This is a genomic window from Candidatus Bathyarchaeota archaeon, assembly GCA_026014735.1.
In the GTDB taxonomy this organism is placed as follows: Archaea; Thermoproteota; Bathyarchaeia; order Bathyarchaeales; family Bathycorpusculaceae; genus Bathycorpusculum.
On record JAOZHT010000004.1, the window covers coordinates 118,072 to 141,263 of the forward strand.

The 23,192-nt window shown below is 49.7% G+C and carries 22 protein-coding genes; 10 read left to right on the plus strand and 12 right to left on the minus strand.

From position 1 onward, the window contains the following. Positions 1-2 precede the first annotated feature (2 nt). The 4 genes from carA to NWE93_13180 form a co-directional block, all read right to left on the minus strand. A complete protein-coding gene (carA, locus tag NWE93_13165; protein ID MCW4001177.1) occupies positions 3-1,148 on the minus strand; it encodes a glutamine-hydrolyzing carbamoyl-phosphate synthase small subunit in 1,146 nt (381 codons plus the stop codon). A 36-nt stretch (positions 1,149-1,184) separates the two neighbouring features. Next, positions 1,185-2,666, minus strand: coding sequence for an argininosuccinate lyase (gene argH, locus NWE93_13170; protein ID MCW4001178.1), 1,482 nt, complete (start codon positions 2,664-2,666; stop codon positions 1,185-1,187). Positions 2,667-2,693: 27 nt separating this feature from the next. Then, positions 2,694-3,905 (minus strand): argininosuccinate synthase, encoded by a 1,212-nt coding sequence (locus NWE93_13175; protein MCW4001179.1) that lies wholly within the window; start codon positions 3,903-3,905, stop codon positions 2,694-2,696. 203 nt (positions 3,906-4,108) lie between these two features. Beyond that, a complete protein-coding gene (locus NWE93_13180; GenBank protein MCW4001180.1) occupies positions 4,109-5,338 on the minus strand; it encodes a DUF1565 domain-containing protein in 1,230 nt (409 codons plus the stop codon). Between the two features lie 235 nt (positions 5,339-5,573). Between NWE93_13180 and NWE93_13185 the strand changes: the two genes are divergently transcribed. After that, positions 5,574-6,152 carry an ACT domain-containing protein gene (locus NWE93_13185; protein MCW4001181.1) on the plus strand — a complete coding sequence of 193 codons (579 nt, stop codon included), beginning with the start codon at positions 5,574-5,576 and terminating at the stop codon, positions 6,150-6,152. Positions 6,153-6,156: 4 nt separating this feature from the next. Here the strand turns inward: NWE93_13185 and NWE93_13190 are convergent, their stop codons facing one another. Then, a complete protein-coding gene (locus NWE93_13190) occupies positions 6,157-6,564 on the minus strand; it encodes a PIN domain-containing protein (GenBank protein ID MCW4001182.1) in 408 nt (135 codons plus the stop codon). 9 nt (positions 6,565-6,573) lie between these two features. Next, on the minus strand, positions 6,574-6,846 hold the full coding sequence (locus NWE93_13195; GenBank protein MCW4001183.1) for a hypothetical protein: 273 nt from the start codon (positions 6,844-6,846) through the stop codon (positions 6,574-6,576). A 423-nt stretch (positions 6,847-7,269) separates the two neighbouring features. Between NWE93_13195 and thrC the strand changes: the two genes are divergently transcribed. From thrC to NWE93_13220, 5 genes are all read left to right on the plus strand, one after another. After that, the gene (thrC, locus tag NWE93_13200) at positions 7,270-8,520 is read left to right on the plus strand and encodes a threonine synthase (protein ID MCW4001184.1); all 1,251 of its coding nucleotides are present in this window, start codon (positions 7,270-7,272) and stop codon (positions 8,518-8,520) included. Between the two features lie 7 nt (positions 8,521-8,527). Beyond that, positions 8,528-9,559 carry a homoserine dehydrogenase gene (locus NWE93_13205; GenBank protein MCW4001185.1) on the plus strand — a complete coding sequence of 344 codons (1,032 nt, stop codon included), beginning with the start codon at positions 8,528-8,530 and terminating at the stop codon, positions 9,557-9,559. A gap of 17 nt (positions 9,560-9,576) precedes the next feature. Beyond that, positions 9,577-10,986, plus strand: a complete 1,410-nt coding sequence (locus tag NWE93_13210; protein ID MCW4001186.1) for an aspartate kinase — start codon at positions 9,577-9,579, stop codon at positions 10,984-10,986. Between the two features lie 100 nt (positions 10,987-11,086). Next, positions 11,087-11,572, plus strand: coding sequence for an LEA type 2 family protein (locus NWE93_13215; GenBank protein ID MCW4001187.1), 486 nt, complete (start codon positions 11,087-11,089; stop codon positions 11,570-11,572). A 60-nt stretch (positions 11,573-11,632) separates the two neighbouring features. Continuing rightward, positions 11,633-12,184: a DUF3786 domain-containing protein gene (locus tag NWE93_13220; GenBank protein ID MCW4001188.1), complete on the plus strand. Its 552-nt coding sequence runs from the start codon at positions 11,633-11,635 to the stop codon at positions 12,182-12,184. A gap of 33 nt (positions 12,185-12,217) precedes the next feature. Here the strand turns inward: NWE93_13220 and NWE93_13225 are convergent, their stop codons facing one another. Then, on the minus strand, positions 12,218-12,589 hold the full coding sequence (locus NWE93_13225; protein ID MCW4001189.1) for a SemiSWEET transporter: 372 nt from the start codon (positions 12,587-12,589) through the stop codon (positions 12,218-12,220). A gap of 431 nt (positions 12,590-13,020) precedes the next feature. On the opposite strand from NWE93_13225, the gene NWE93_13230 reads away from it, so the two are divergent. Both NWE93_13230 and NWE93_13235 read left to right on the plus strand, forming a co-directional pair. Beyond that, complete coding sequence (locus NWE93_13230) at positions 13,021-13,254, plus strand: hypothetical protein (protein MCW4001190.1); 234 nt, start codon at positions 13,021-13,023, stop codon at positions 13,252-13,254. Between the two features lie 102 nt (positions 13,255-13,356). Next, complete coding sequence (locus NWE93_13235) at positions 13,357-13,719, plus strand: DUF5752 family protein (GenBank protein ID MCW4001191.1); 363 nt, start codon at positions 13,357-13,359, stop codon at positions 13,717-13,719. Between the two features lie 98 nt (positions 13,720-13,817). Here the strand turns inward: NWE93_13235 and NWE93_13240 are convergent, their stop codons facing one another. Together NWE93_13240 and NWE93_13245 are read right to left on the minus strand one after the other, a co-directional pair. Next, complete coding sequence (locus tag NWE93_13240) at positions 13,818-13,988, minus strand: hypothetical protein (protein MCW4001192.1); 171 nt, start codon at positions 13,986-13,988, stop codon at positions 13,818-13,820. Between the two features lie 87 nt (positions 13,989-14,075). Continuing rightward, positions 14,076-16,463, minus strand: coding sequence for a hypothetical protein (locus NWE93_13245; protein MCW4001193.1), 2,388 nt, complete (start codon positions 16,461-16,463; stop codon positions 14,076-14,078). A gap of 145 nt (positions 16,464-16,608) precedes the next feature. Between NWE93_13245 and NWE93_13250 the strand changes: the two genes are divergently transcribed. Next, positions 16,609-17,355 (plus strand): polysaccharide deacetylase family protein, encoded by a 747-nt coding sequence (locus tag NWE93_13250; GenBank protein MCW4001194.1) that lies wholly within the window; start codon positions 16,609-16,611, stop codon positions 17,353-17,355. Positions 17,356-17,365: 10 nt separating this feature from the next. After that, positions 17,366-18,490 carry a radical SAM protein gene (locus NWE93_13255; protein MCW4001195.1) on the plus strand — a complete coding sequence of 375 codons (1,125 nt, stop codon included), beginning with the start codon at positions 17,366-17,368 and terminating at the stop codon, positions 18,488-18,490. Here NWE93_13255 and NWE93_13260 read toward each other — a convergent pair. Genes NWE93_13260 through NWE93_13270 form a run of 3 tightly spaced genes read right to left on the minus strand, consistent with a single transcriptional unit; the run spans position 18,445 to position 23,161 of the window. Next, complete coding sequence (locus NWE93_13260; protein ID MCW4001196.1) at positions 18,445-19,797, minus strand: hypothetical protein; 1,353 nt, start codon at positions 19,795-19,797, stop codon at positions 18,445-18,447. The two genes, NWE93_13255 and NWE93_13260, sit on opposite strands and share 46 nt — an antisense overlap. Next, positions 19,779-20,852, minus strand: coding sequence for a hypothetical protein (locus tag NWE93_13265; GenBank protein MCW4001197.1), 1,074 nt, complete (start codon positions 20,850-20,852; stop codon positions 19,779-19,781). The genes NWE93_13260 and NWE93_13265 overlap by 19 nt, the downstream gene beginning before the upstream one ends. An 8-nt stretch (positions 20,853-20,860) precedes the next feature. Continuing rightward, entirely contained in the window at positions 20,861-23,161 is a 2,301-nt protein-coding gene (locus tag NWE93_13270; GenBank protein ID MCW4001198.1) for a hypothetical protein, read from the minus strand. Between the last annotated feature and the right edge of the window lie 31 nt (positions 23,162-23,192).

Sequence of the window (23,192 nt, forward strand, 5' to 3'; positions counted from 1 at the left end):
CTCTACGGGGCCTCCAGTGACTTAACGAATTTATCAAACAGCAACTCGGTGTCGTAGGGTCCAGGCGAAGCTTCAGGATGCCACTGAACCGCAAAGACAGGCTTGCTTCTGTGATGGACTCCCTCAGCGGTTTTATCATTAGGATTAACAAACCAGGGCATAAGCGGGGTGTTCTTGAGTGACTCCATGTTTATGGCGTAGCCGTGGTTCTGCGTTGTGATGTAGCATCGGCGACTCTCCAAATCCAGGGCAGGCTGGTTTTGGGCGCGGTGGCCGAATTTAAGTTTGTAGGTGTCTCCGCCCAGCGCCAAAGCCAGGATTTGTGCCCCCAAACAGATGCCCATCAGCGGGGTTTTCTCGCTGAGTTCACGGATGGCCTCGATGGTTCTGACGCATTTCTTGGGGTCGCCGGGTCCGTTGCTGAGAAAGACGCCGTTGGGGTTGTAAGCGAGGATGTCGGCGGCGGAGGTGTCGTAGGGGACACGCACAACGTTGATGCCGCGTTTAAGCAGGTTGCGGATGATGCTGAATTTGACGCCGCAGTCGATGAGCACCACGGTTTTTTGGCCCTCAACGCTGTATGTGACGGGTTTTTTAACGGAGACTTCCTTAACGAGGTCGGTTTGGTTGGGATCAGCGATGCTTTTGCCGTTTTTAAGCAGCGCGTCTAGGTCGGGTTCCTCGTTTTCGCCGAAGACCTGCAGGATGCCCAGCATGACGCCGTGGGTGCGGAGTTTCTTGGTGAGTTTGCGTGTGTCGAGCCCGTAGATGCCCGGGACGCCTTCGTCTGTTAGCCACTGGTCGAGTGTGCGGGTGGATGCCCAATGGAAGGGTTCATGGCAGAGCTCATGGATGATTAAGCCCTGCACTTGGATGTGGTCGCTTTCGAAGTAAAGCGGCAGTCCCAGATCCTGGGTGTTGTCTGGTACACCATAGTTGCCTACCATCGGGTAGGTGAATGTGAGAATCTGCCCCTTATAGGACGGGTCAGTTAAGGCTTCGGGGTAGCCGACCATCTGGGTTGAGAAAACAACTTCGCCAGAAATCTTGCCTGTTGCACCGAAACCTTTACCGATAAATGACGTTCCGTCTTCAAGAAGCAGAACAGCTTTTTTACTTTTTTTGAACGTGCTATCTTGTGAGGCCAAAGCCCTATTCAACCTATCAGTTTGAATTTTTAAGTTTTACGGTTTATTGAGAGTTGAAGGAGACAGCGTTTTGATGGCTGTTTTAAGCTTGATTTCGGCGTCGGAGAGGTTTCCGCGGAGTTTATCGATGGCTTGCTTGTTGCCTGCGGCGAGTCTGGCTCTTGCTTTGAGGGTTCTTTCAACTTCCGCCCGTGAAGGTCCCCCTTGGACTTTATATGTTTCGATTAGTTTACGCAGGTTCGTGCATGAAACTATGTCTTGGCTTTTAACTGCCAAGCGGATGTTTGCCGCTTCCAAAGCAACCTTTTCCAGCATTTGCGGCGTTGCATCAGTTAAAGTTTTCTTTTCATCCACCAACGCTTTGACGAGTGCACCCACGATTTTATGCGACGTGCGGAAAGCCACGCCGTAACTGCGCACCAGCATGTTAGCAAGCTCTGTTGCGCCCACAAACCCCGCTGCTGCTTTAGCTTCAACCTCGCCGGTTTTCACTTTTATGTTGGGAACCAGCGCTGCGAATATGTGCAGGGATGCCTGCAGGTTGTCGGTTGCAGCCCACAGTTTAGGCGTGACCTCCTGGAGGTCAAGGTTGTAGGTGGTGGGCAAGCTCTTGATGATTGCAGCTGCCGCAACAAAGTCGCCTATCACGTAGCTGGCGCGGGCGCGGATAACCTCGAGCACCTCAGGGTTTTTCTTCTGGGGCATGATGCTACTGGTCGAGGTGAATTCGTCAGGCAACTCAACAGTGCCAAACTCCGCAGAACTCCACACGATGAGGTCTTCAGCAAAGCGGCTTAGATTCACCGCCAGAAGCGCCAGCGCCGCCTGGGTTTCCAGGGTGAAGTCGCGGCTGCCCACGGCGTCGAGTGAATTCTCCACCAAACCCTCAAAGCCCAGAAGAGCTGCGGTTGCATTGCGGTTTATGGGGAAACTGGTGGTTGCCAACGCACAGGCGCCCAGCGGGGACAGGTTAACGTGGCAGTAGACGTTTTGGAGCCGCTCTAGGTCACGTTGCAGCGCGTCATGGTGCATGAGCAGATAGTGGGCGTAGGTGACGGGTTGGGCTGCCTGCAGATGGGTGTACTCGAGGATTATGGTTTCTGCGTGCTCCGCGGCGGAGTCGAGGAGTGCCTGCTGCATCTCGGCGACCTGCGTCATGATGCTGAGCAGTTGGGTTCGTAGCGTCATGCGGATAGCCGTGGCGACCTGGTCGTTTCGGCTCTTGGCAATGTGCAGGTTGCCGCCGACCTCCGCGCCGGTCTCTGCCAGAACCGCCTCCTCCACCGCCATATGCACGTCCTCGGCGTCTGGGTCAAGGCTTTGGCTGTCAAGTTTCTGCAGTGCCGCGAGGATTTTTGCTCCGTCAGCTGCCTCGATGATTTTTTCCTCTGTAAGCATGGCAACGTGGGCTTTGTTGATGGCTAAGACAGCGTCGGCTAAGCGTGCATCGTCCTTGCGGCTGGAGCAGAATTTGGCTACGTCGGATCGGACATCGCCGAGGCGACCGCCATGCAGCATCTTCGACACGCCCAAGCCCCCTGCGTGTTAGGCTTTTTTGCCCTTTTTGTTTGCGGCCCGCAGCGAATTGTACATCCGCGTCTGCAAACCCCACAGTTCAATGAAGCCTTTGCTGTAGCCCTGGTTGAAGCTGGTTTTGATGTTGTAGTTAGCCAGGTTCTTGTCGTAGAGGCTCAACGGTGAGCTGCGTCCGACTACGAGCATGCTGCCCTTGTAGAGTTTAAGTTTAACTTCGCCCGTCACGTTTTCCTGGGAGCGGTTAATGTAGGCGTCCAAATCGTCCTTTAATGGATCCACCCAGAGGCCAGCGTAGGCGAGGAACACCCATTCCGCGTCGATCTGCTGCTTAAACAGCACCTGATGCCGCGTCATAACCATCTTCTCAAGGTCCTTGTGAGCCTCCAAAATCACCAGCGCCGCGGGGCACTCGTAAACCTCGCGAGATTTCAGGCCGACGATGCGGTCTTCGATGTGGTCGATTCTGCCGACTCCGTTGCGGCCTGCGATTTTGTTAACTTCCTCGATGAGTGCGAGTGGCGAGAGTTTTTTGCCGTTAACCGACACGGGGACGCCCTGCTCGAATCCGATGGTGACGATTTCGGGTTTGTCAGGGGCTTTTTCGGGTGCCACTGTCCATTCGTAGGCGTCGTCTGGCGGGGATTGGCTGGCGTCCTCGAGCAAGCCGCATTCGATGGCGCGTCCCCAAACCGAGGCGTCGATGCTGTATTTTTTGGCGGCTTCAGAAACATGGATGCCTTTCTCTTTTGCATAGGCTATTTCTTCCTCGCGGGTCAAACCCCACTCCCGCACCGGCGCAAGAATTTGTTTGCCCGGAGCCAACGCACCCAAGGTTACGTCAAAGCGGACCTGGTCGTTGCCGCGTCCCGTGCAGCCATGCGCCAATCCAGTGGCACCTTCCCGCTCGGCGATCTCCACCATCTTTTTGGCGATTAATGGCCGAGAGAGGCTGGTGCTGATGGGATATTTGCCTTCGTAGAGGGCATTGGCTTTGATGGCTGGATAAATGTAGTCTTTGCAGAATTCCTCTTTGGCGTCGATGCTGAAATGCTTAACTACGCCGAGTTTTTTGGCTTTCTCCTCCGCAGCCTTAAGGTCCTCGCCCTGCCCCACATCCACTGTGACCGTGATTACTTCTGCGCCAAGCTTCTCCTGCAGATACTTAATTAGCACGGACGTATCCAATCCGCCGCTGTAAGCCAACACAAACTTATCCGCCATACCATGCTTCCCCAAATTATGTTTTGAATCTTCCCACTACCTTTAAGGCTGTATTTTTAAAGGTTGCGACTTTTCTGTAACACAACAAGCACAATGTGTACCAATTGAGACATTTCTATTAAAAGAAAATCAGGGTTCAGAGCCTCAGTTCACGGTTTTCTTGATTGGTAAGGGCTTCTTTTCAGCGTACTTTTCAAGATGTTTCAGGAGCCGAATGCTGTTTTTCGATGTTGTCTACAGACCAATAAGGAAACGATAACTAACGCTATTATGACGGCGACAATTATTAGTGGTTGCATCCACGAGTCAGTCAGGGCAAAGTTTGACGCTGAAGTCTCTGATGAAATATCTGCTGGTTGAGTTAACGGATGATAGTCAATGTTGTTTTCGTCAATAATGTAAGATCCCTTTCCAGTATAATCAGACCAGTAGTTACCAACCGCACCGTTATACCATGTGACTGCATCGGTTCCGTTAAGTGTAGAAGTATCGGATTCTGCTTGCATATGCTCGTATGCTTCTGGAAATGGATATTGATGCTCTACCTCTACAGCGTAGCCATTATCTATGAAATTGTTGCCGTACACTCGATTACCTGACCCTTGACCGTAACGTAACAAATAGTTCGGAAGGTAAACGCCAACATCATTCTTTTCAATAAGGTTGTTATGTATGGCTGAATTGTTGACATAGGATAACTCTATGCCGTAACCTTTCCTGTTAAAACCCATATTTTGCGCTATTGCATTTCCGTAAACATCAACATTTGATATCGATTGAAGATTAATCCCAATTTGATTATTATTTATAAAATTATTTTCTATTGTCAAGTTACAGGCATTATAGCTACCGTGAGCAGTTATTGCAGCACGATTGCCTGATAGGGTGTTATTGGAGATAATGCTGTTTCTAAAATAACCATTGATACCAAAGGTACTATTGATAATTACGTTCTTAGAAATTTCCGAATCTTCAATTAGGTGCTCTGTGATAATGCCCCTAGTGCTGTCTGAGATTATGTTATTACTAATTCTAATCTCAACCGCCTTTAACCTAATTGTGATGGCGTAGAAGCTGTTTGTTATTGAGAATCCAGCTACTGTTACATTCGAAGAAGAAATCGCGATTGTTCCCCGGTCATATGGAAGAGGATATGACCCATCGTCACTACGATGTCCATTAATGGTGGTTCTTTTGCTGTCTTCCCCGATTAAATTTATGGGCTTATCTACATTGATAGCGTCCGCATAGGAATGGACCTCATAGGTTCCCTTTTTAACAAACACTGTATCTCCTGCACTTGCGTTTCCTACTGCCGATTGGATTGTCGGGTAATCGTCAGGTACAACTATGGTTTTAGGCTGCTCATTCATGGTTGATGATTGAACGAGAACAATTACACTTAGGATAATGACCGCCACTATTGCAGCCAAGACCTTACCAGCTTTTCGCATAATCAATTTTTGGGTTGACTCTGGTTAAAAGCATTCTTGTCTACGTTTCTTGACAATGTTTGTCAAGGTTTTTAGACTAAACTGCTTGGAGTGGATGCAACCGCAACTATCATTGATTAACCAGGCGCTGTCCTTCACATTTTTTAAGCATCCGACCTTTGCTCTAAACAAGCTTTAAATGTCCCATTTGATACATGCAGAATCGGAATCAGCCATGACAGTCGCCCAGAACGTCCGCAACCACCTAAAAAACAAACCCTACCTCCTCGAAGCCCTAGAAAAAGGCATCGTCAACCTCAGCGAACTCTCCAGACAAATCCAAAAAGAACTCGACAGCAGCGACACCAGCGCCATCAAAGCCGCCCTCCGCCGCTACAGCGAAGAACTCCAAAAGCACCGCCAGAAACGCGAAGAAAAAGTCCTCGCCCTCCTCAAACGCAGCGGCATAGCCGTGTATGACCGCAAATCCGTCATGATAACCGCCAAGGAGCTGCCGGGCAACGCAGGCATGAAAGTGGATTTACTCGACAAATTCGTGTATCTGATGGACCGCAACGACCTCCCCGAACGCATTGCCTCGCTGGTGAAGCATGAGAACTGCACCATGATTGTGGTTCACTCCCCCGAGGAACTGGAAACCATCCCCGGCGTCGTCGCGTTCCTCGCTACGCTGCTGGCGGAGCAGAACGTCAACATCGTCGAATTCATCTCGTGCTGGACAGAAACCATCATGGTGGTGGAGAAGAAAGACAGCCTCAAAGCGTATGAGGTTCTCTCAAACCTGGTTGGCTGAGCTTTTAGTGGATTCTTTGGGTTAACCCATCGAAACCGCGATCAAAGCTCATTATCTGTTTTATGCCTCGAGTCTCCATCAACGCCAGAGAATTACAGTCGGTGAAGCTCAGGGAGTTATCTTTTAGGGTCCTAAATTTTTTCCAGGTTTGATGGAATGCATCCTCTGTTACCCATATTTTGGTAATGCGTGGGGATTCAATGATGTATTTTCCTAAGTCGATGGCTAAATCTTTCCGTTTCGTGCGTGCATAGGCGGTCGTAACTGCTTCATCGATGATGTAGTCGGAGGTGAATACTGCGCCAAAATCGCCCTTTAGGGCTTGCCTGAAGAGTTCTCTGCCTCTTTGGTGATTGTTGTCAACGCCGTTGTTTAATGCAACAAAAATGCCTGTGTCAACAAAAACAGCCATAACCGTCCCTCAACCGTAGAGTGTTTCGTCGATTTTTTGCGACGCGTCTTTTACGCCCCAGTTTTTGGGTTTTTCAAGTAATTGCCAGGCGGGGTCTTCTTCTAGGGGTGGGAGCTCTTGGAAATGCGTCATGAACTGTTCTTCGTCTTCGAGAGCGTGGTCGATCATTGCGCCGACGGCTTCTTGGATGGTTACTTTTTTGCCGGAGTGGAGTAGGAGTTTGGCGAGGAAGCGGTCGAGTTTTTGTTTTTTGGATTCGTCAATTTTGATTGTAAGTGTCATAGTAGAAAAGTGTAATATTACACTAAAAAATTTTGTGGCGAAATCGCCCAACAACACCGCGGCAACCAAAAAAGACAACCCAAAGCCTACAAGCCCCCCAAAACCAGTCGGCTAACAACAGCCGCCCCAGAAGCAAAAACAGCTGCAGACGCCTCCAACCAAAAACTCCGCACCTGCGCAGCCGCCTTAACGGGTCTTCAGTGAACGCACATCCAAAAGGCAGGTTACTGTGCATCTGTGAAGCCTATAAATAGAGGGGGGTAGAGTCGCAGCAAGCAACAGACATCAGCCCTTCCCGTAATGAAGAGTCAAAATCAGCTAACATATTTGTGCAGCACACCAAAATTATTAATTCCACCGCCGACACTTCTCTGACTATAACCCAAACAGGTCTAGTCATTAATCATTTGGAGATGCAACGGATTGGTTCATCAAGAATGCATAAACTGCAAAACAGCATATGGCACAGATGAGGTTGTGTATTTCTGCAGAAAATGCGGAGACATCCTCGAAATCAAATATGAAAGCGGCGAATTGGCAGCGGCAGCAAAAACAGGCGACTGGAAAGCAAAGCCGCTTTCGGTGTGGCGCTACCGACCCTTCATGCCCATCCACGAAGCCACCAAACTCGTCACCCTCGGCGAAGGCGGAACAGGCTTGCACCGCAGCCAACGCCTAGGAGACGAACTCGGCGTAAACACCCTATACGTCAAAAACGAAGGCGAAAACCCCACCGGCAGCTTCAAAGACAGAGGCATGACAGTGGGCGTAACCAAAGCCGTTGAACTCGGCGCACGCCACGTAATCTGCGCCTCCACAGGCAACACCAGCGCGGCTCTGGCAGCATACGCGGCACGAGCAGGCATCCGATGCACCGTCCTGATTCCCTCGGGCAAAATCGCCTATGGCAAACTCAGCCAAGCCATGATCCACGGCGCCAAAGTGCTGCAGGTTAAAGGCAACTTTGATGAGGCACTGGAGTTTGTGCTTAAACTCGCCGAAAAACATCAAGACATTTACCTGCTTAACTCCATCAACCCCTTCCGCATCGAAGGCCAAAAATCGCTGGGATACGAAATCTGCGAGCAACTCAACAACCAAGCCCCTGACCGCATCGTCATCCCCGTTGGAAACGCAGGCAACATCAGCGCAGTCTGGAAAGGACTTAAAGAATTCCACCAGCTCGGCTACATCAAAAAGCTGCCCAAAATGACCGGCATCCAAGCCGCAGGCAGCGCACCCATCGCACAAGCCATCAAAGCAGGCAGCGACAAAATCGTCCCCGTCGAGCACCCCGAAACCGTCGCAACCGCCATCCGCATCGGCGCACCAGTCAGCTGGAAAAAAGCAGTCAACGCCATCCGCGAATCAGGCGGAACAGCCGAAACCGTCACCGACGAAGAAATCCTCGACGCCCAAAAAACTTTGGCGCGAATAGAAGGAATCTTTGTGGAACCCGCCTCTGCCTCATCGATTGCTGGCCTCAAAAAACTCGTGAAGCGTGGAGTTATCCTTTCAGACGAGAAGGTGGTCTGCATCACCACTGGGCATGGCCTCAAAGACCCTGACACCGCCATTAAGCAATGCGAGAAACCCGTTGAGGTAGATGCAGAGATGTCAGCGATTGAGGATGCCTTGGGCTTAAAGAGAAACGAGGCTGTTGTGGCTCGGTGAGGTATGCATGAGGATTATTCTGGTCGGATACGGCGTTGTCGGCAAAGGCGTCACCACGATTCTTGCCAAACGCAGCGTCGAGAAAGTCAAGGACTACGGCTTTAACCCCAAAATCGTAGCCATAGCAGACATCGATGGCGCAGTCATCAACCCCCGAGGATTCAGCCCCGAAAAACTCGAAGCCATCAAGCAACGCGGCTACCCCATCAGCGCCGACCCCCAATACGGCCACCCCGCCATGAAGGCGCAGGAAGTCATCGAGCAAGTCGAAGCCGAAGTCGTCGTTGAAGTAACCCCAGTCAACATCCAAACCGCGGAACCCGCCCTCACACACATAACCACCGCCTTTAGAACAGGCAAACACGTCGTAACCACCAACAAAGGACCCCTAGCCCTAGCCATGCCCGCACTCACCGAACTAGCCGAATACAACAACGTGTATTTCCGCTTCAGCGGCACTGTGGGCGGCGGCACCCCGATGCTGGAATTCGCCAAAAGATGTCTAGCAGGCGACAGAATACTGGGCATCAAAGGCATCCTTAACGGCACAACCAACTACATCCTCAGCGAGATGGGACAGAACCGCATAAGCTTCCAAGATGCCCTCCAAACCGCCCAGAAGCTAGGCTACGCCGAGCGGGAACCCTCCATGGATATTGACGGATACGACACCGCCTGCAAAACCGTGATTTTGGCAAACTGGATTCTGGGCCAGAAAATCACCCTCAAAGACGTCGACCGCACAGGCATCCGAGACGTCACATTAGAAATGCTCGACGACGCAGCCAAACGGGGCAGCACCCTCAAACTCATCGGCTCCCTCGACGGCACCACCAAACCCTCTGTGAAACCCACGGAAATCCCCAAAACCAACCCGCTCTGCGTCAGCGGAGTCCTCAACGCCGTCACCTACCAATGCGAATTCGCCGCGGAGCAAACCATCATCGGACGTGGTGCAGGCTCAATTGAAACGGCTGGTGCGGTTTTAAGGGACCTCTTAGACATAAGACATAAGTTAGCAACTAAACTACTAACGTAGAGAAAACGTGAATCGCCATGAAAATAGTGATGAAGTTCGGTGGAACAAGCGTCGGCACAGGCAAAAACATACGTCACGTAGCCGACTTAGTTACCCAATACGCCAAAAAAGACAACAAAGTAGCCGTGGTTGTTTCGGCGCTGGCAGGAGTCACTAACGAGTTAATCGAAACCGGATGCAAAGCCAAAAAAAGCGACGAAAAACACATCCAAGCCTTCACAGCCGACCTGCTCAAAAAACACACAGACGCCATCGAGGCAGCCATCACCAGCAAGGCAATCCAGAAAGAAGTCAAGTTAGCCACCCAGAAAACCATCGTGGAACTCGAAAAAGTCCTCACCGGCATCTGCTACGTCGGCGAACTCACCCCCAAATCTAAGGATTACGTGATGTCCTTTGGCGAACGCCTCAGCGCCCCCATCGTCTCCGGCGCCATAAGAGACTACCAAGCACAAAGTCAGGCGCTCACAGGCAAAGACGCTGGCATAGTCACCGACAGCAACTTCGGCGAAGCCGACCCCCTGATGAACTACACCACCCACCTCATCCGCGAACGCCTCAGCCCCCTGATTGAAAAAGGCACCATCCCCGTGGTCACCGGCTTCATAGCCGCTAACCAAGATGGCGTTGTCACCACGGTTGGTCGTGGAGGTTCAGACTACACCGCCACTATCCTGGGCGTGGCTTTGGAGGCAGATGAAGTGTGGATTTGGACTGACGTCGACGGCATCATGACCACGGACCCCAAACTGGTGCCAGCCGCCCGCATGCTTCCGCAGCTAACCTACCAGGAAGCTTCGGAGATGGCGATTTTCGGAGCCAAAGCCATGCATCCACGCGCGCTTGGCCCAGTGAGCAAAGTGGGGATTCCGGTTCGTATCCGCAACACCGCATGTCCCGAAAACAGCGGCACCCTAATCACCACTGAACCAGCCAAAAACGAAACTAAACCCGTCAAAGCCGTTGCCATGATCAAAGACGTAGCGATGCTAAACGTCTACGGAGCCGCCATGGTCGGGGCACCCGGCAGCTACGCTAAAGTCTTCGAGGTTCTCGGCAGAAACGGCATAAACGTCATGATGACCTCCGCCGCAGTCTCCGAAGCCAACATCTCACTGATAATCAAGCGTGGACTGCTCGGCAGAGCCATCAGCAACCTTGAAATCGCATTGCAGGAACGCGGAGGAATAGTCAGCGAGGTCACCGCCGAAGACGACGTGGCAGTCATCGCGGTTATGGGCGCCTACATGAAGGGCACCTTGGGGATTGCCTCAAAAATCTTCGAGATAGTCGCCAAAAAAGGCATCAACATCCGCATGATCGCGCAGGGCAGCTCGGAACTCAACATCAGCTTCGTTGTGAAGGAGAAGGATGGCGCCGCGGTTGTGCGGGCGATTCATGACGAATTTGGCCTCGACAAGCCTTAGCGGCCAGATGAGCCTGTAGGGTTGCAGGCACAACTCTTTTTATTTTTCTGCTGAGTTTCTAGTAGTGATTTTGGGCGTTAATTTGTGAGTTCTGAGTTCTATGATGCTTAAACTGCGGTCCAACAGGAAAGGCTCACTTAAACTAGTCGCCGCCATAGTCGCAGTGATAGTTCTGGTTGCCCTGGTCGCTTTAGCCGTCTACTACTACAGCGCCTACCACAACCTTGGCTTCCAGCTAAACAGCGTATCTTTAGGCAGCGTAAGCACATCGGTTTTAACCCTTAACTTCGCCATCGACGTAAACAACACGAATTTGCTGCCCATCTACATTCCAAGCGGAAGCTTCGACATATACGTAAACGATCAATACCTGGGAAAAGGCACGTTTAATTCACTAACCGTGGAAGGAAGCAGCGTCGGCCAAATTAAAGCCCCTGTGACCTTTAACGTTTCAGACGTGCCCGCAGTCGCCGCTGGAATTCTGGGCGGCGGCGGAACCGTAACAGTGACCATCGAGGGATCAGCTGACCTGTGGCTTTTACGTGTCCCCTTCTCCTCTACACTCTACGATGCAAAACTCATCTAAGCACCCCGCTTTGCCAGACAACCATTTAGCCAGCAAAGACTTATAGTTTAAAGAGCAGGTATGGCCAAAATTAACCTCGCCGCAGACATCGCAGAGAAACTTGAGCAGCTTCTCGGCGCATCCTATGATTTTTTAGGATTCACCTTAAAACTGAAATCAGCCACCATAACCGACAACCTCCAAAGCACCAACATAGCAGAGTTGCACTACAGGTTAATCGCGCCGATGCTTAGCCACTATGCAATCGGCAAGCATACACCGTTAACGGGTAAACTGCTTAAATTCAAAGATATCCCAGGTGGTTACGCCTATGAGGATGCCTTCATTAACCGAGCAATCAAACCCATAGAAGATGTCTTCGGCGAGGACCCCAAGGAACTGTTAGATGCGGCAGGTCGTTTAGGCGGCAAACCATTAGCTTTTGGCGACGCTTCTGCAGAGATAAACACGCTTAAAGGCATCCCCTTAACCTACATTCTCTACGAGGCAGACGAGTTCCCAGCCTCCGCCAGCATACTTTATGATTCATCCGCAAGCGACTATTTGCCCACGGAAGATTTGGCGGTTCTGGGTGAATTCGCATCGATGCGCTTAATAGAAGCAAAAAGATAAAAAGAAAAAAATGGCTGGTTGAACTTGTCTTCCTTATAGGAGGAATTGAAGTTCAGTGCTTGCACCTTGCTGGTCGACATTTTCGTCTTTGGGTTTCTGCAGGCGTAATTTAGTGGCTAATTTTGTGAATTTACTACCTTGGGCGGGTTGGAAGCCATATTTCGCTTTTAAGCCCAAGATTGCTACGGTTTGTGCCAGCACCACGGAGTTGGATGCCATAAGTGGCGTGTCAGCGGCTAGCAAACCGTATGTTAGCCATAGCACGACTGATGTGCACATGATGCTGCACATTGCTGTGGATAGGTCTTTAACTGATTTTGTTTTCCAGACTCTTATTAGCTGTGGAAGCAAAGAAATGGTGCTTAACGCAGCGGCTACTAATCCTATCATGGAAATAATGTCCATGTGTTTCCCCTCTCAATTCCACTGTGTATGAAACGATCATTTATTTAATTTTCGATTTTATACAGCAAAAACGTTTCTTCATCGAATCATACAAGAACATAATTGGATGCAAATGAACACGGTGAAACGACAGCCCAGTTAATTGCCGTTAAACCAGCAACTCAAAACAAACCAATCCACCCTGCCACCTCACCCCTCAACAGATAAAAATTTGCGGCGGCTTAACATCTAAAACCGCTCACACACAACCCAAACAAAAAATTAACCATCAAACAGCAAAGCGGTTATCCATGAGAGAGGACTCTGCAAAGCGCAGTTAACAAGAACAAAAAATCCCCTACAGTGAAGCGAACGCTGTTTTGCTATTAGGCAAAATAGGCTTGATAAGAACAGTTATTTTTTGTGAAGCACCATGCGGGTTTGTGATCGATATGGACATTGCATACCAAGAGGGCATCCGGAAAAGCAAGCTAAAAAGCACCAGTGAAGAAAACATGCAACCTCAAATGCCCGAGATCCGATGTAGCTGCGGAAAAAAAATCCTAATCGTGCCAGATTTAGCCGCGATGAGCCTCGCGATAAAGAGACATAAAGAGGAACATCAAGATGTCGACGAAGAATTACTCGTAGAGGAAATCCTCAAAACCCTAGCAGAAACCAAGTGAAATTTCGTGGGCATCATCGGAGTATTAGCGCTTTTTACATCAGCTAAACTACCACAAGAGGCTATATTGGGGGCACCTTATAGTTTTGTGGGGATTTTTAATTTGATAACACAAGAAAACGAAACAAAGGATAGTTCAACCATCCTTAGGACCGTTCCGTTTGAAAGCGGCTTCCATTTTAGAACCGAGCAGGGAACCTACACGGGATTAACCGCTACCAGCCTTCAAGACTTCGCCTCTAAACTAAATGATGTGGAGGATGAATCGGTCAGCTACCACTATTACCGCGGCGACTTTCAACGCTGGATAGAGGACACCTTAGGCGACAAAGAATTCGCTGATAGCCTATGCTTCATAGACAGAGACATCAGCGTAAGCGAACTTAAAGCGGAACTGCTCAAGCTGCTGGATAAAAGAATCACCGAGCTTGAAGGGCTAAAGTGGGTTGAAACCGAGGGCATTTAGCAGAAATTCAGGGCACAAAGTGCTTACCGCGTCATGCCAGTGGAATCTGGAGACAGGCCTTTAAAATAAACTCTTAACTGCCTCGTTCCCGCATTTGTTTACCGTATGGCTTCGGTGAGCCGCGAGTCTCGTCTTGTGCTGGTGACCTCTTTGAAAAGCTCCAGACATTCCTCTTTGGTTGGCGCTTCGATGGCTATGCTGCCGTAGGCGCCAATGTCTATTCTATAGTTTTTAGGTTCTTTTCGTGCTCTCTCTTCAAATTCACTCATATTTTCCCCTCTCTGTGAGAATAGAAAATGATATGCTTCGCGGTATTATATCCTTAATGTCGTCTCAGCGTTCAGCGACTTTAGCGGCTAACAGCATAACCTCAGACGAATAAATGACAAAAACAGGAATTTTCTTTGGTTAAACTGGATGAACTGCTCTATAGATGACCAGCAGCTCTCTAAATACACCTGAACTCCATCGACTTGAACCTGAAAAATGGCTACCTCTTGATTAGCAAACACCAAGCTAAACATTGGGTCGCTGATGAAGCGTTCAAGCTCAGAGAAGTCACGTAGGACAATGTAGGAAGCGTTTAGGTTCAATATTGCTTGACGGTAATCAAAGAGGTCAAGCGGAGAATCAATTGTTTTTTCAGCGCAGGTTATCGAATTGTTGGCTAACAGCGTTAAGAGACCTGCCTGTGTAGCGGATGCCGAGTCAAGCTGGGGGTACTCGAAAACCGCGACGGAAAAACTAACCTCCTGATAGTGACCTGTAAGCGAGAAGAGCATATCAAAAGAACCCTCAGATGCCTGCGCCACAGTGGGGTATAAAACAGCGAAAATCAGTTGCCCCGCCGCATCCACATACGGATCCTTTAGCCCAATGTATGAGTTGTTTTCAACGATAATTTCACTGTTAGTCTGCACCCCAAAGCTGATGCTGATAAAGTCGACAGCGGAGTCACCACTGGATATGGTTTGGGTCATATTGACAAAGCCCATGCCTTGGTTAACTGTGGCTTTTTGAGTCAGATTAAAAAACGCATTTTCCCATGTAACACAGATAGCTGCCGAGTTAGACGAGTTCTCAAGATGCATTTCCTTAAGCGTAAGCTCTGAAACCTTAACCATGCGTACTTCTCCACCGACGCTATAGGTGATGACGGTTTGGCTGTTGTTGAAGTTGAGGAAGGGATAGGGATAATACTGGTTGCTTAATTTGACAAGGAACTGAGGGTTACAAGCTGCCAGATAGCCTCCGTCCTCTCTAATTTGGAGCAACCCGTTATCAACCAGATAGTCGGTGTCAAGAAGCCGAATCGCCAACTGGGCAGGCACAAATTCTCGTGCGTTGGTAAGAAAAATCGGCTCCACGCCACCCACAGTTTTCCGCTGGGCGCCTCCAAGCCACCAGCCATACAAGGCATCAGATACCAAAACGGAATCCGGCGGCGTGTTGGTTTTGATCCACTGCATCGCCTCGTAGCCCGGCTGAGTCATAACTTGAAGTCCTTTCTGCAAGCGGAAGCCTTCAGGGGGAGTCATGGAGAAGTGGGGCAGCCAGAAAAAGGCGGCAAGAATCAAGATAGCCGCGAAAAACGCTGTGAGTGCACGGTTGGATGGATGGGAAATGCCGCGAGTCTGGATACAGGCAAGTCTTGTTTGAAGCAGCCGCATCGGAGCGGATAGCAGTTGCTTGCTGTTTTTCGCTAATAGCTGAGCGCCGAAAAAGATGCCGGCTCCCACCAGAATGGTCAGTGGCAAGGCAGCGAAGTAGAGGAAGCGTTCGTAGTCCATGTATAAGCCCACGAGGTAGGATTGAGTTAGGACAGTTGGGATAATCAGCCATGAGGCAAAGAGAAGGGTGGTGAATCGCATATTTACTTGGGTGTACTTGAGGAGTGCAGGGTACAGTAGGGAAATGGCGAAGAAGGGCATAACAAACTGCACAGGGATAAGCCTCATGGGAAGCAGCAGGCTTTGAATATCCGGTGAGCCACCAGTGTACAGGGGCGAGTTCAGGTTCAGATAGAAAGGAGCGGCCTGAACTAGGAAGGGCAAGACCACCAAGGCGCCGACGAAGGGGGGAATAAGCCATTCCAAAACCTCTTTCCTCCCAACGCCCACCTGATGCGGAAAACACAGACCCATCAGAACCACAGCAGAAACTATCGCCATAAACAGGACGGCGCTAAGAGAATGCGTAAGAAATATAGTTGCTGAAAGCAGTGAAGCCACCGCTAAACGCGGCATCCTTGAAAACCGGTTTTTCTCTAGCAGCAGATAGAATACCAGTGGAATAAGCGTCAGAGTGACAGTGTTTGGGTAGCCTGACCACAGCAACATGAAGATGTCATAGTATGAAACCCCCACTAGGAAAGCAACGATTAACGCTGCGGATTCATTGAAGACCCGACGAGTCATCAAGAAGGCAACAAGCACCAGCAGCGAAGAGAAAAGCACCGCGGCAAGCGCCTGCGCTAAATAATCGGGCAGCGCCGTGAAAAACATGATGCTTGAAACGAATATGTGGAAGCCGGGAAACGTGTTTGAGGTGCCGCCGCCCATATGGTAGTAGTTCCACATATAGTCTGTGCCGCCGCCCTGCGTTATAGAGTAGATGAGGCTGTTGTGGAGTCCGATGTCGGCTCCGGGCGGGAATCCTGTGTCCAAAACGAGGACGACGCGGTAGATGGCGGCAAACAAAGCGATGAGGAGGAGTAAAACATAGCTTTTTTTGGTCCCCAGCATTCCTGCCTTTTCCCCAGTGCTCAGATAGCAGGTTGCCAGTTAAATGGTTTCCTAACATAGAGGGAATGGAATTAGAGAATTTGTGGCAGGTGGGTTTTCTAAAACTTTATAATTCCCCACGGTCAAGTGACATTCGGCGATTTGCTTGATTGCTTTGCCTGAGCTGATTTCAAACGTGAACTGGCTGCTTTCAAACCCCATCGACTTAAAGGGGCTAACAGGGGATATTTGGGCTTGGGCATCGGTTCCCCATGTAAAGGGGGTTTTGAGTGAGCTACTGGCAGTTCTTAAAAAACACGATGTTTCTGCAACTTTTTTTATTTCAGGGGTCTGCGCCCGGCAGAACAGAGAGGAGGTGCGTGGGATAGCTGAGGCTGGACACGAGATAGGGCTCCATGGCTATAGACACGTCCCCTATGATATGCCCAAAGCCGAAATGCTCCGGGACATGGCGGAAGCAGTTTCGGTTTTCCGGGAAATGAGCATCGGCGTCACCGGTTTTAGGGCGCCATGGCTAATTTCCAACGAAGACACCTACCGCACAGCTCAACGGTTCGGCTTAACGTATGTGTCTAATTACAGCGCCAAAAAAGGTCCCCAAAAACTCGAAAAGTACAATCTGGTGGAGCTGCCGATTTACCTTGAAGACCAGTCGCTGCTGAAAAGCAACGCCGTGCAGATTCTGCTGGACTCGGCCCAAGCAGGAAGAGTGTTCGAGTTTCATCTGCTGTATGTGCGGCGCAGCATGCAGATCCTCGATGAATTTCTAGGCAAACTGGAAATCGATGCAACAACCCTCTCTGAAGTTGCCGCTGGACAAGGTGGTGTGGGATTGTCGTTTGATATTGCGTATTTGAATCGGATGGAGTTAATTAAAAAGCTGCTTTCCTGAAGTGAAATGCTTGAGTGAACTCTTCCTGAACCTTAAAGACGTAGATTTCCAGTATAAATCAAAGGTTTTCTTTGGAATACTATCAAAAAGAGCCATGGCTGGCCCATACTTAGTTGTGGTGGCAAGCCAGTACCGATGCAACCACCAATGTATATTCTGCAAGTGGTTCTCACCGATGGCAAAAAAGACAAACCCGGCTAATTCAAGCATAAACATGGACGTTTACAGGCAGCTTATAGATGAGTTAGCCGCGTTAGGCACCAAGGTCATCCTAATCGGCAACAATGAAGAACCATTCATGGATAACCAGTTGACCGAGAAGATTCAATACGCCAAGCAACATGGCTTAGGCTGCTTCGTGATAACCAACGGTTCCCTGCTGACCCAAGAGAAAGCAGAGAAACTCGTGGACTACCGGCTTGATTACCTTAACGTGAGTTTAAACGCGGCGACACCCCAAACTTACCCGCGAATAAACACAACTGCAACCGACAAAACCTTCAGCCAGATAGTCTCGACGGTTTCTTTTATCGAGAAACTAAAAGAAGAAAAAGAGTCACTATTTCCCCGCATCCGTTTATCGATGGTGGTTTGCAACCGTAACTATCAGGACATCGGAGAATTCGTTGAGTTATGCAAGCGGGCTGGGGTGAGAAGCGCGCGGATAAAGCGGCTGATTTGCTCCTCAAAAGAAATGGAAGATGAGCTTGAGCTTTCCGCTAGGCAGGAGCAGGAAACCAAAGACCAACTGACTTCGGCCCTAAAATCCGCGGAAAAATACGGCGTCAGCATAGATATGGAATGGTCAGAATGGGATAACTCACAGGAAACAGAGCTTAAAGAGAGCCTGCCATGCTATTACGGTTGGCTCTTCAGTGTGGTGGATGCAGATGGCAGCGTGTATCCCTGCTGCTTCCCAGCGAACGGCGCATCATGCGGTTTTGGCAACATCAACCAAACGGGTTTCCGCAACATCTGGTTCTCCGAGAAATATCGACAATTCCGAAAGAAAAGCAGTGACATCGAGGGACGAAGACAAATGGGATATCAGTGTAATCAGCCCTCATGCTTCTTTAACAACATGCAGGTTCATGAAATTCTGCATAAACCCCACCGCTTCCTAACACAGCTATAATTTCCCAGATTCAGGGTTTTTCCAAATGTGAGTTGGTTGTAATTTCCCAAGACTTCAAAGATGTCGTATCGGCTGTTTTGGTAAACTAAGTGCAGAAACGGGCTCTTTGCTAGTTCAGGCAGAAAAGCTGTGCCTAGAGCCGCGTTGGTCTGATAATCAAATTGGCTTTGGTCATAGACAATGAAGCGGATGTTGTTTTCCGTTAGGTACTCTTTGTAGCTGCGTGACACCATGGGAAAGGGTGATGCTTTAAGGCTAAAGAGGCCGGGCAAGCCTTCGGGTTGGAGCGAGGGATAGGTGTCTTTTGTGAGCGCTAAAACCTGGTATTGCCGGCTGACGTTTTGGTTGGCACGGATTTGCTCAAATTGGTATTGGTAGCGGATTGCATCGATTTGGCGCGTAGCTATTGCGCCGATGTTTCCCCAAGTGGGCAAGTCCGTGAAGTTCATGGCGAAGGCGGTTTGTTTTTCTTGGTCATAAAGGCCAATGTAGTAGTCATGCATATCTGAACTGGAAAAATCAACGCTCACCCAAGATGCGCTGACAATTTTCGATGGCATATCCCAGGGGTTAGTCCAATCCATGAATCCGGGTATCTGGGCTTTATCGAAGTGGAATTCGTGATCAAAGGAAGTCACTAAAGACAGGGTTACATTGGAGATATCAGCGGTTAAGGGAGTAACTGACCAGGAGATGTTGAGGGGGTACTGGTCATTTTGGGCAAGCAAGGTCTGGGTTAGGGCCACTTGATGGTTGAAGTAGCTGAATTCGATAGTTTTGGAGCCGTTTGCTTTTTCATTTAACAGGACGGTTCGGCTCAGCTCTGAGAGAACAACAGTGTAATCTACACCGTTTTGAGTAAACGATAGGAAGTCCCCTTCAAGCGACGAGTAGGAAACCCGGCGCCACAGCTGATTCAGCGAGACATAGGTTTCGTCGGTGACATTATCAATGGGCTCGTAGGCCCTCAGCATAGTTTGGGGCGCCTCGATTTGGTAATCAAAAGTTAAAATTGAATCGGCAACCGAGTTTGCACCTTCCCAATCGTAGGTCTGCGCGATTACAGGTTTCTCCGAAAAAACGGCGAACCAAGCACCGGGATTTAAGGTAACCACAACGTTTGCGGCGTCAGGGTAGTTTTTGCTAAGCCACACTCCAGCCTCATAGGTGGTTATGTCGGCTCGGGAATTGTAAGCAGCATCCATCAGGACTTCCGCTGAGGTGTTGTAAATATGGAAACCGATTAATGGGCAACCCACCAGCGCAATTAAGGCGATGGAGACTATCTTTAGTCGCCTTCTATGCAAGAGCTGCCTATTTCTGAAAAGCGCCGAGATTTTTTCAGCGGCAAAGAAAACGCAGACGCAGCAAAAATGGCAATTGGAGGCGCCAAGTAGTAGATAAACCATTCAAAGGGCAAAAATAACCCGACAAGATAAGATTTCGCAAAAAAGAAGGGCACTAAAAGGCTAAGCAACAGCGTAACAAAAACAAGCTGCCGTTTCTGCCGCTTAAGCAGGTAGTATCCGACACCGATCCCGCCTAATGCGAGGAACTGTATGAAGCCAAAGTAGAGCAGAAAAGACTCAAAGCTTGTGTAGGGAATATCGACCGCATAGTTCTTGTTGCCTAGAAACATGTGGTAGATTGCTACGTCTAGGTAGCTTGAGACTGCGGGAAAGTAGAAGGCAAAAAAAGCTACAGCAGCGCCAGTGGCGGTTGCGAGGAAGGCTTTGAGGTAGGTTCCCCGAAATTTTATCACCATCAAAAGCATAACAGGCAACATTATGATAACTGCAATGAAAGTGGTGAGTTGATGCGCGACGGCGATGGCGAAGGCAGCGAAAAAGGTCACCACCATGTAGCCGAATTGTTTAGCTGCGAAGTAGGCGGAATACAGCAGCAGAACAAGAAAAGCCATCCCCAACGCGGTGGTGTAGCCGCCCCATGTGTTAAGAAAATAAATCGGATAACACATCGATAGAAAAACGGCGGCGAGGGCACCTGTTTTTTTGTTAAAGAATTTTCTGCCGACCAAATAAACAGAGAAAAATACAAGCCAATCCACAGCCACCGCCAACACTTTCTCCAGAAAAATCTTTTGCCCCACATCAACGATGCCGCCAAACGAAAAAGCCATTGCAAGCAAAACCTCAAAAAGAGGCGGCAGCCAGCCAACGTTGCCGAGGGAAATTTGCCCCGTCTGCAAGAACATCTGGGCTTTTGCCAGGTGAACTGCGGGGTCGTTTCCCAAAATCAGCCCGTTAGCGGATATAAGTGCATAGAAAAGGGCAGCGATAAGCAGCGAAAAACCGCCTAGAAAGGCGATTTCAAGTTTTTTTTCTCTTGATAGTTTGTCCATCAAAGTGCTCAGCTATCCTTTGGTTGCGGGGGGTTTGATTGCACTTGGAAGATGGCGACTTCTTTGTTGATAAAGGCAAGACTGAAATGGGGGTCATCTTTGTATTTGGGGTTTAAATCGAAGTCGCGGTTCACAACATATGAGACGTTGTATTGTTGCAGGGCAGCTTTGTAGTCAAAGACGACGAGGGGCAAATCGGGAGCTGACAGGGGGTCTTCCAGGTTGCCGCTTACTGCCTCTTTGAGGGCAGCGGGGTTTTGGGTTGCCTCTTCGGTTAACGGGTATATACCCACTAAGATTTGGATCTCCACCATGGATTTACCCTGCAGGTTATAGGAGAGTTGAGTGACACAGGGGCCCTGTGCATAAATGATGCTTACTGAGGGCTGGTTCCCCGCGAAAATAAGTTGCCCGCATAGCTGCACCTCCGAGTCAACGATGGCTAGGGTGTTGCTGAATTGCTGCTCCAGTTTACCCGGCGACGTAACAGTGAGGTTTAGCCAATCAAGAGACAGGGCAGGATTGCTGCTTTGAACATTTATGGTTAGGTTTGCAAACAAGGTGCCCTTTGTCAGGGTGGTTGCTTCGGAGAAGCTAAGGTCATCGTTCGCTTTGTTGACCACTACCGATGGGCAGTCGCTTTTTTCTCCCACCAACCGCATGTCAGTAGCCGCCAAATCAGCGATGGTGATGGAATGCTGCGTGCCGTAGGCATCATGGGACACCAAGGTGATGGCGCTGCTGTTGAACCCGAAAAAGGGGTATGGGATGTTGGTCGTGTTTAGGTTTGCCAGAAATTGGGGGTTGTGTCTGGCGAGGTATCCGCCGTCTTCGCGGACTTGGATGTAGCCGTTGTCCAGCAGGTAGTCGGTGTCAAGCAGATATGAGACGTTGCGGGATATGGCTACTTCGCGGCTAAGCGAAATCGCCTGAAAATCAACATCAGTTATTGTTGGCCGCTGTCCAACCCCTGCCAGCCACCACCCATACCCCATCTCCGAAGCAAACACGGAAGCCGCAGGCGTGTTCTGTTTAGCCCACTCAATCGCATGGTAGCCTTCATCGTCCATAACTTGATAAAAGCCCTGAAGCCCAACGCCGCCACTCCAGGGATAGCTGAAGATAGGAAGACTCAAAGTTACCAGAAGCATCAAGGCTAAAAGAAAGCCGCCGTAAACTGCGCGAACGGAGGTTTTAGGCATGATTTTCACGAGTTTGCCAATGACCCCTTTTTTCCGCGCAACCCCGTGGATGACACTTAGCAGCATAGCCAGACGATTTGAGGCATAATCAAACGTTAAGGCAAACAGCATTAATATTGGATAAATCAAAAAGTAGATGAACCGAATAGAGTCCAGATACACCCCAAACAGGAAACCTAAAGTCAGCAGCAGCGGAACAAAAAGCCACATAACCACCAGAAAAGTCGGCCACAAAATAAGCTGCTTCTTATACTCCCTGGAATACAGGAAAAGCAAAGCTATGCCTGCGAAAAACGCCAATGTCACAACAAGAGGAATCGAGCGGTACTCAAGCAGAGCCTGAGCTACTACGGGAGCGCCCAGTAGCGTCGCGCTTTCACCCATATAAATCGGCGCCGCTGAAGCCAAAAAGGGCAAGACAAGGACCGCTCCGATAACTAACGGCAATGCACAGTAGAACACGTTTTTTCGGGAGGTGCTTAAGGCTTTGGGGAAAACCAGCGCGGCGAGCAATGCGGCTGCGGTTATGCCTATGAAGACGGCGGCGCTCAAGGAATGGCTAAGCAGTATGGCTGCAGCTAAAAGGGAAGCTGCAATTAGAAAAGCAGCATTTGTGAATTTTTCTCTTTTCAGAAACAAGTAGAAGACGGTCGGCATCAGAAAAAGCACAGTTATGTTTGGGTAACCGCCCCAGCAGAGAATCTCGATGTCCCAGCGCGAAACCGCAACCAAAAACGCCGTGACCAACGCAATAGAGTCATTCCACACCAACCGTGTAACCAAAAAAACCGAGAGCACCACAAGTGAAGAAAACAGTGCGGCAACAAGAGCCTGCGCTAAATAAACGGGCAAAGCGGTCAAAAGCATGATCTGTGAAGCTACAATGTGGAAGCCTGGGAATTCAAGCTCGACTCCTCCGCCCATCTGGTAGTAGTTGTAGAGGAAGTTGGTGTTGCCTGACTGCGTGATGGAGTTTACAACGCCGGAGTGGAAGCCTATGTCGGCTCCGGGGGGATAGGCCTGCCAAGTCACTAAGAAAACACGGTAGATAAAGGCGAAAACAAAGATTCCGAGCAACAGCGCAATCTTCCTATCCATCCTAAGCATGGTTTTCCCCCATAGGTTTCTGCGCTTTCAC

Excerpts from the sequence above, each read along its gene's own strand:
- argH (MCW4001178.1), bottom strand. The coding sequence starts at position 2,666 with ATGCTGCATGGCGGTCGCCTCGGCGATGTCCGATCCGACGTAGCCAAA.
- NWE93_13175 (MCW4001179.1), bottom strand. The coding sequence starts at position 3,905 with ATGGCGGATAAGTTTGTGTTGGCTTACAGCGGCGGATTGGATACGTCC.
- NWE93_13185 (MCW4001181.1), top strand. The coding sequence starts at position 5,574 with ATGACAGTCGCCCAGAACGTCCGCAACCACCTAAAAAACAAACCCTAC.
- NWE93_13190 (MCW4001182.1), bottom strand. The coding sequence starts at position 6,564 with ATGGCTGTTTTTGTTGACACAGGCATTTTTGTTGCATTAAACAACGGC.
- NWE93_13195 (MCW4001183.1), bottom strand. The coding sequence starts at position 6,846 with ATGACACTTACAATCAAAATTGACGAATCCAAAAAACAAAAACTCGAC.
- NWE93_13205 (MCW4001185.1), top strand. The coding sequence starts at position 8,528 with ATGAGGATTATTCTGGTCGGATACGGCGTTGTCGGCAAAGGCGTCACC.
- NWE93_13210 (MCW4001186.1), top strand. The coding sequence starts at position 9,577 with ATGAAAATAGTGATGAAGTTCGGTGGAACAAGCGTCGGCACAGGCAAA.
- NWE93_13215 (MCW4001187.1), top strand. The coding sequence starts at position 11,087 with ATGATGCTTAAACTGCGGTCCAACAGGAAAGGCTCACTTAAACTAGTC.
- NWE93_13220 (MCW4001188.1), top strand. The coding sequence starts at position 11,633 with ATGGCCAAAATTAACCTCGCCGCAGACATCGCAGAGAAACTTGAGCAG.
- NWE93_13225 (MCW4001189.1), bottom strand. The coding sequence starts at position 12,589 with ATGGACATTATTTCCATGATAGGATTAGTAGCCGCTGCGTTAAGCACC.
- NWE93_13230 (MCW4001190.1), top strand. The coding sequence starts at position 13,021 with ATGGACATTGCATACCAAGAGGGCATCCGGAAAAGCAAGCTAAAAAGC.
- NWE93_13240 (MCW4001192.1), bottom strand. The coding sequence starts at position 13,988 with ATGAGTGAATTTGAAGAGAGAGCACGAAAAGAACCTAAAAACTATAGA.
- NWE93_13245 (MCW4001193.1), bottom strand. The coding sequence starts at position 16,463 with ATGCTGGGGACCAAAAAAAGCTATGTTTTACTCCTCCTCATCGCTTTG.
- NWE93_13265 (MCW4001197.1), bottom strand. The coding sequence starts at position 20,852 with ATGGACAAACTATCAAGAGAAAAAAAACTTGAAATCGCCTTTCTAGGC.
- NWE93_13270 (MCW4001198.1), bottom strand. The coding sequence starts at position 23,161 with ATGCTTAGGATGGATAGGAAGATTGCGCTGTTGCTCGGAATCTTTGTT.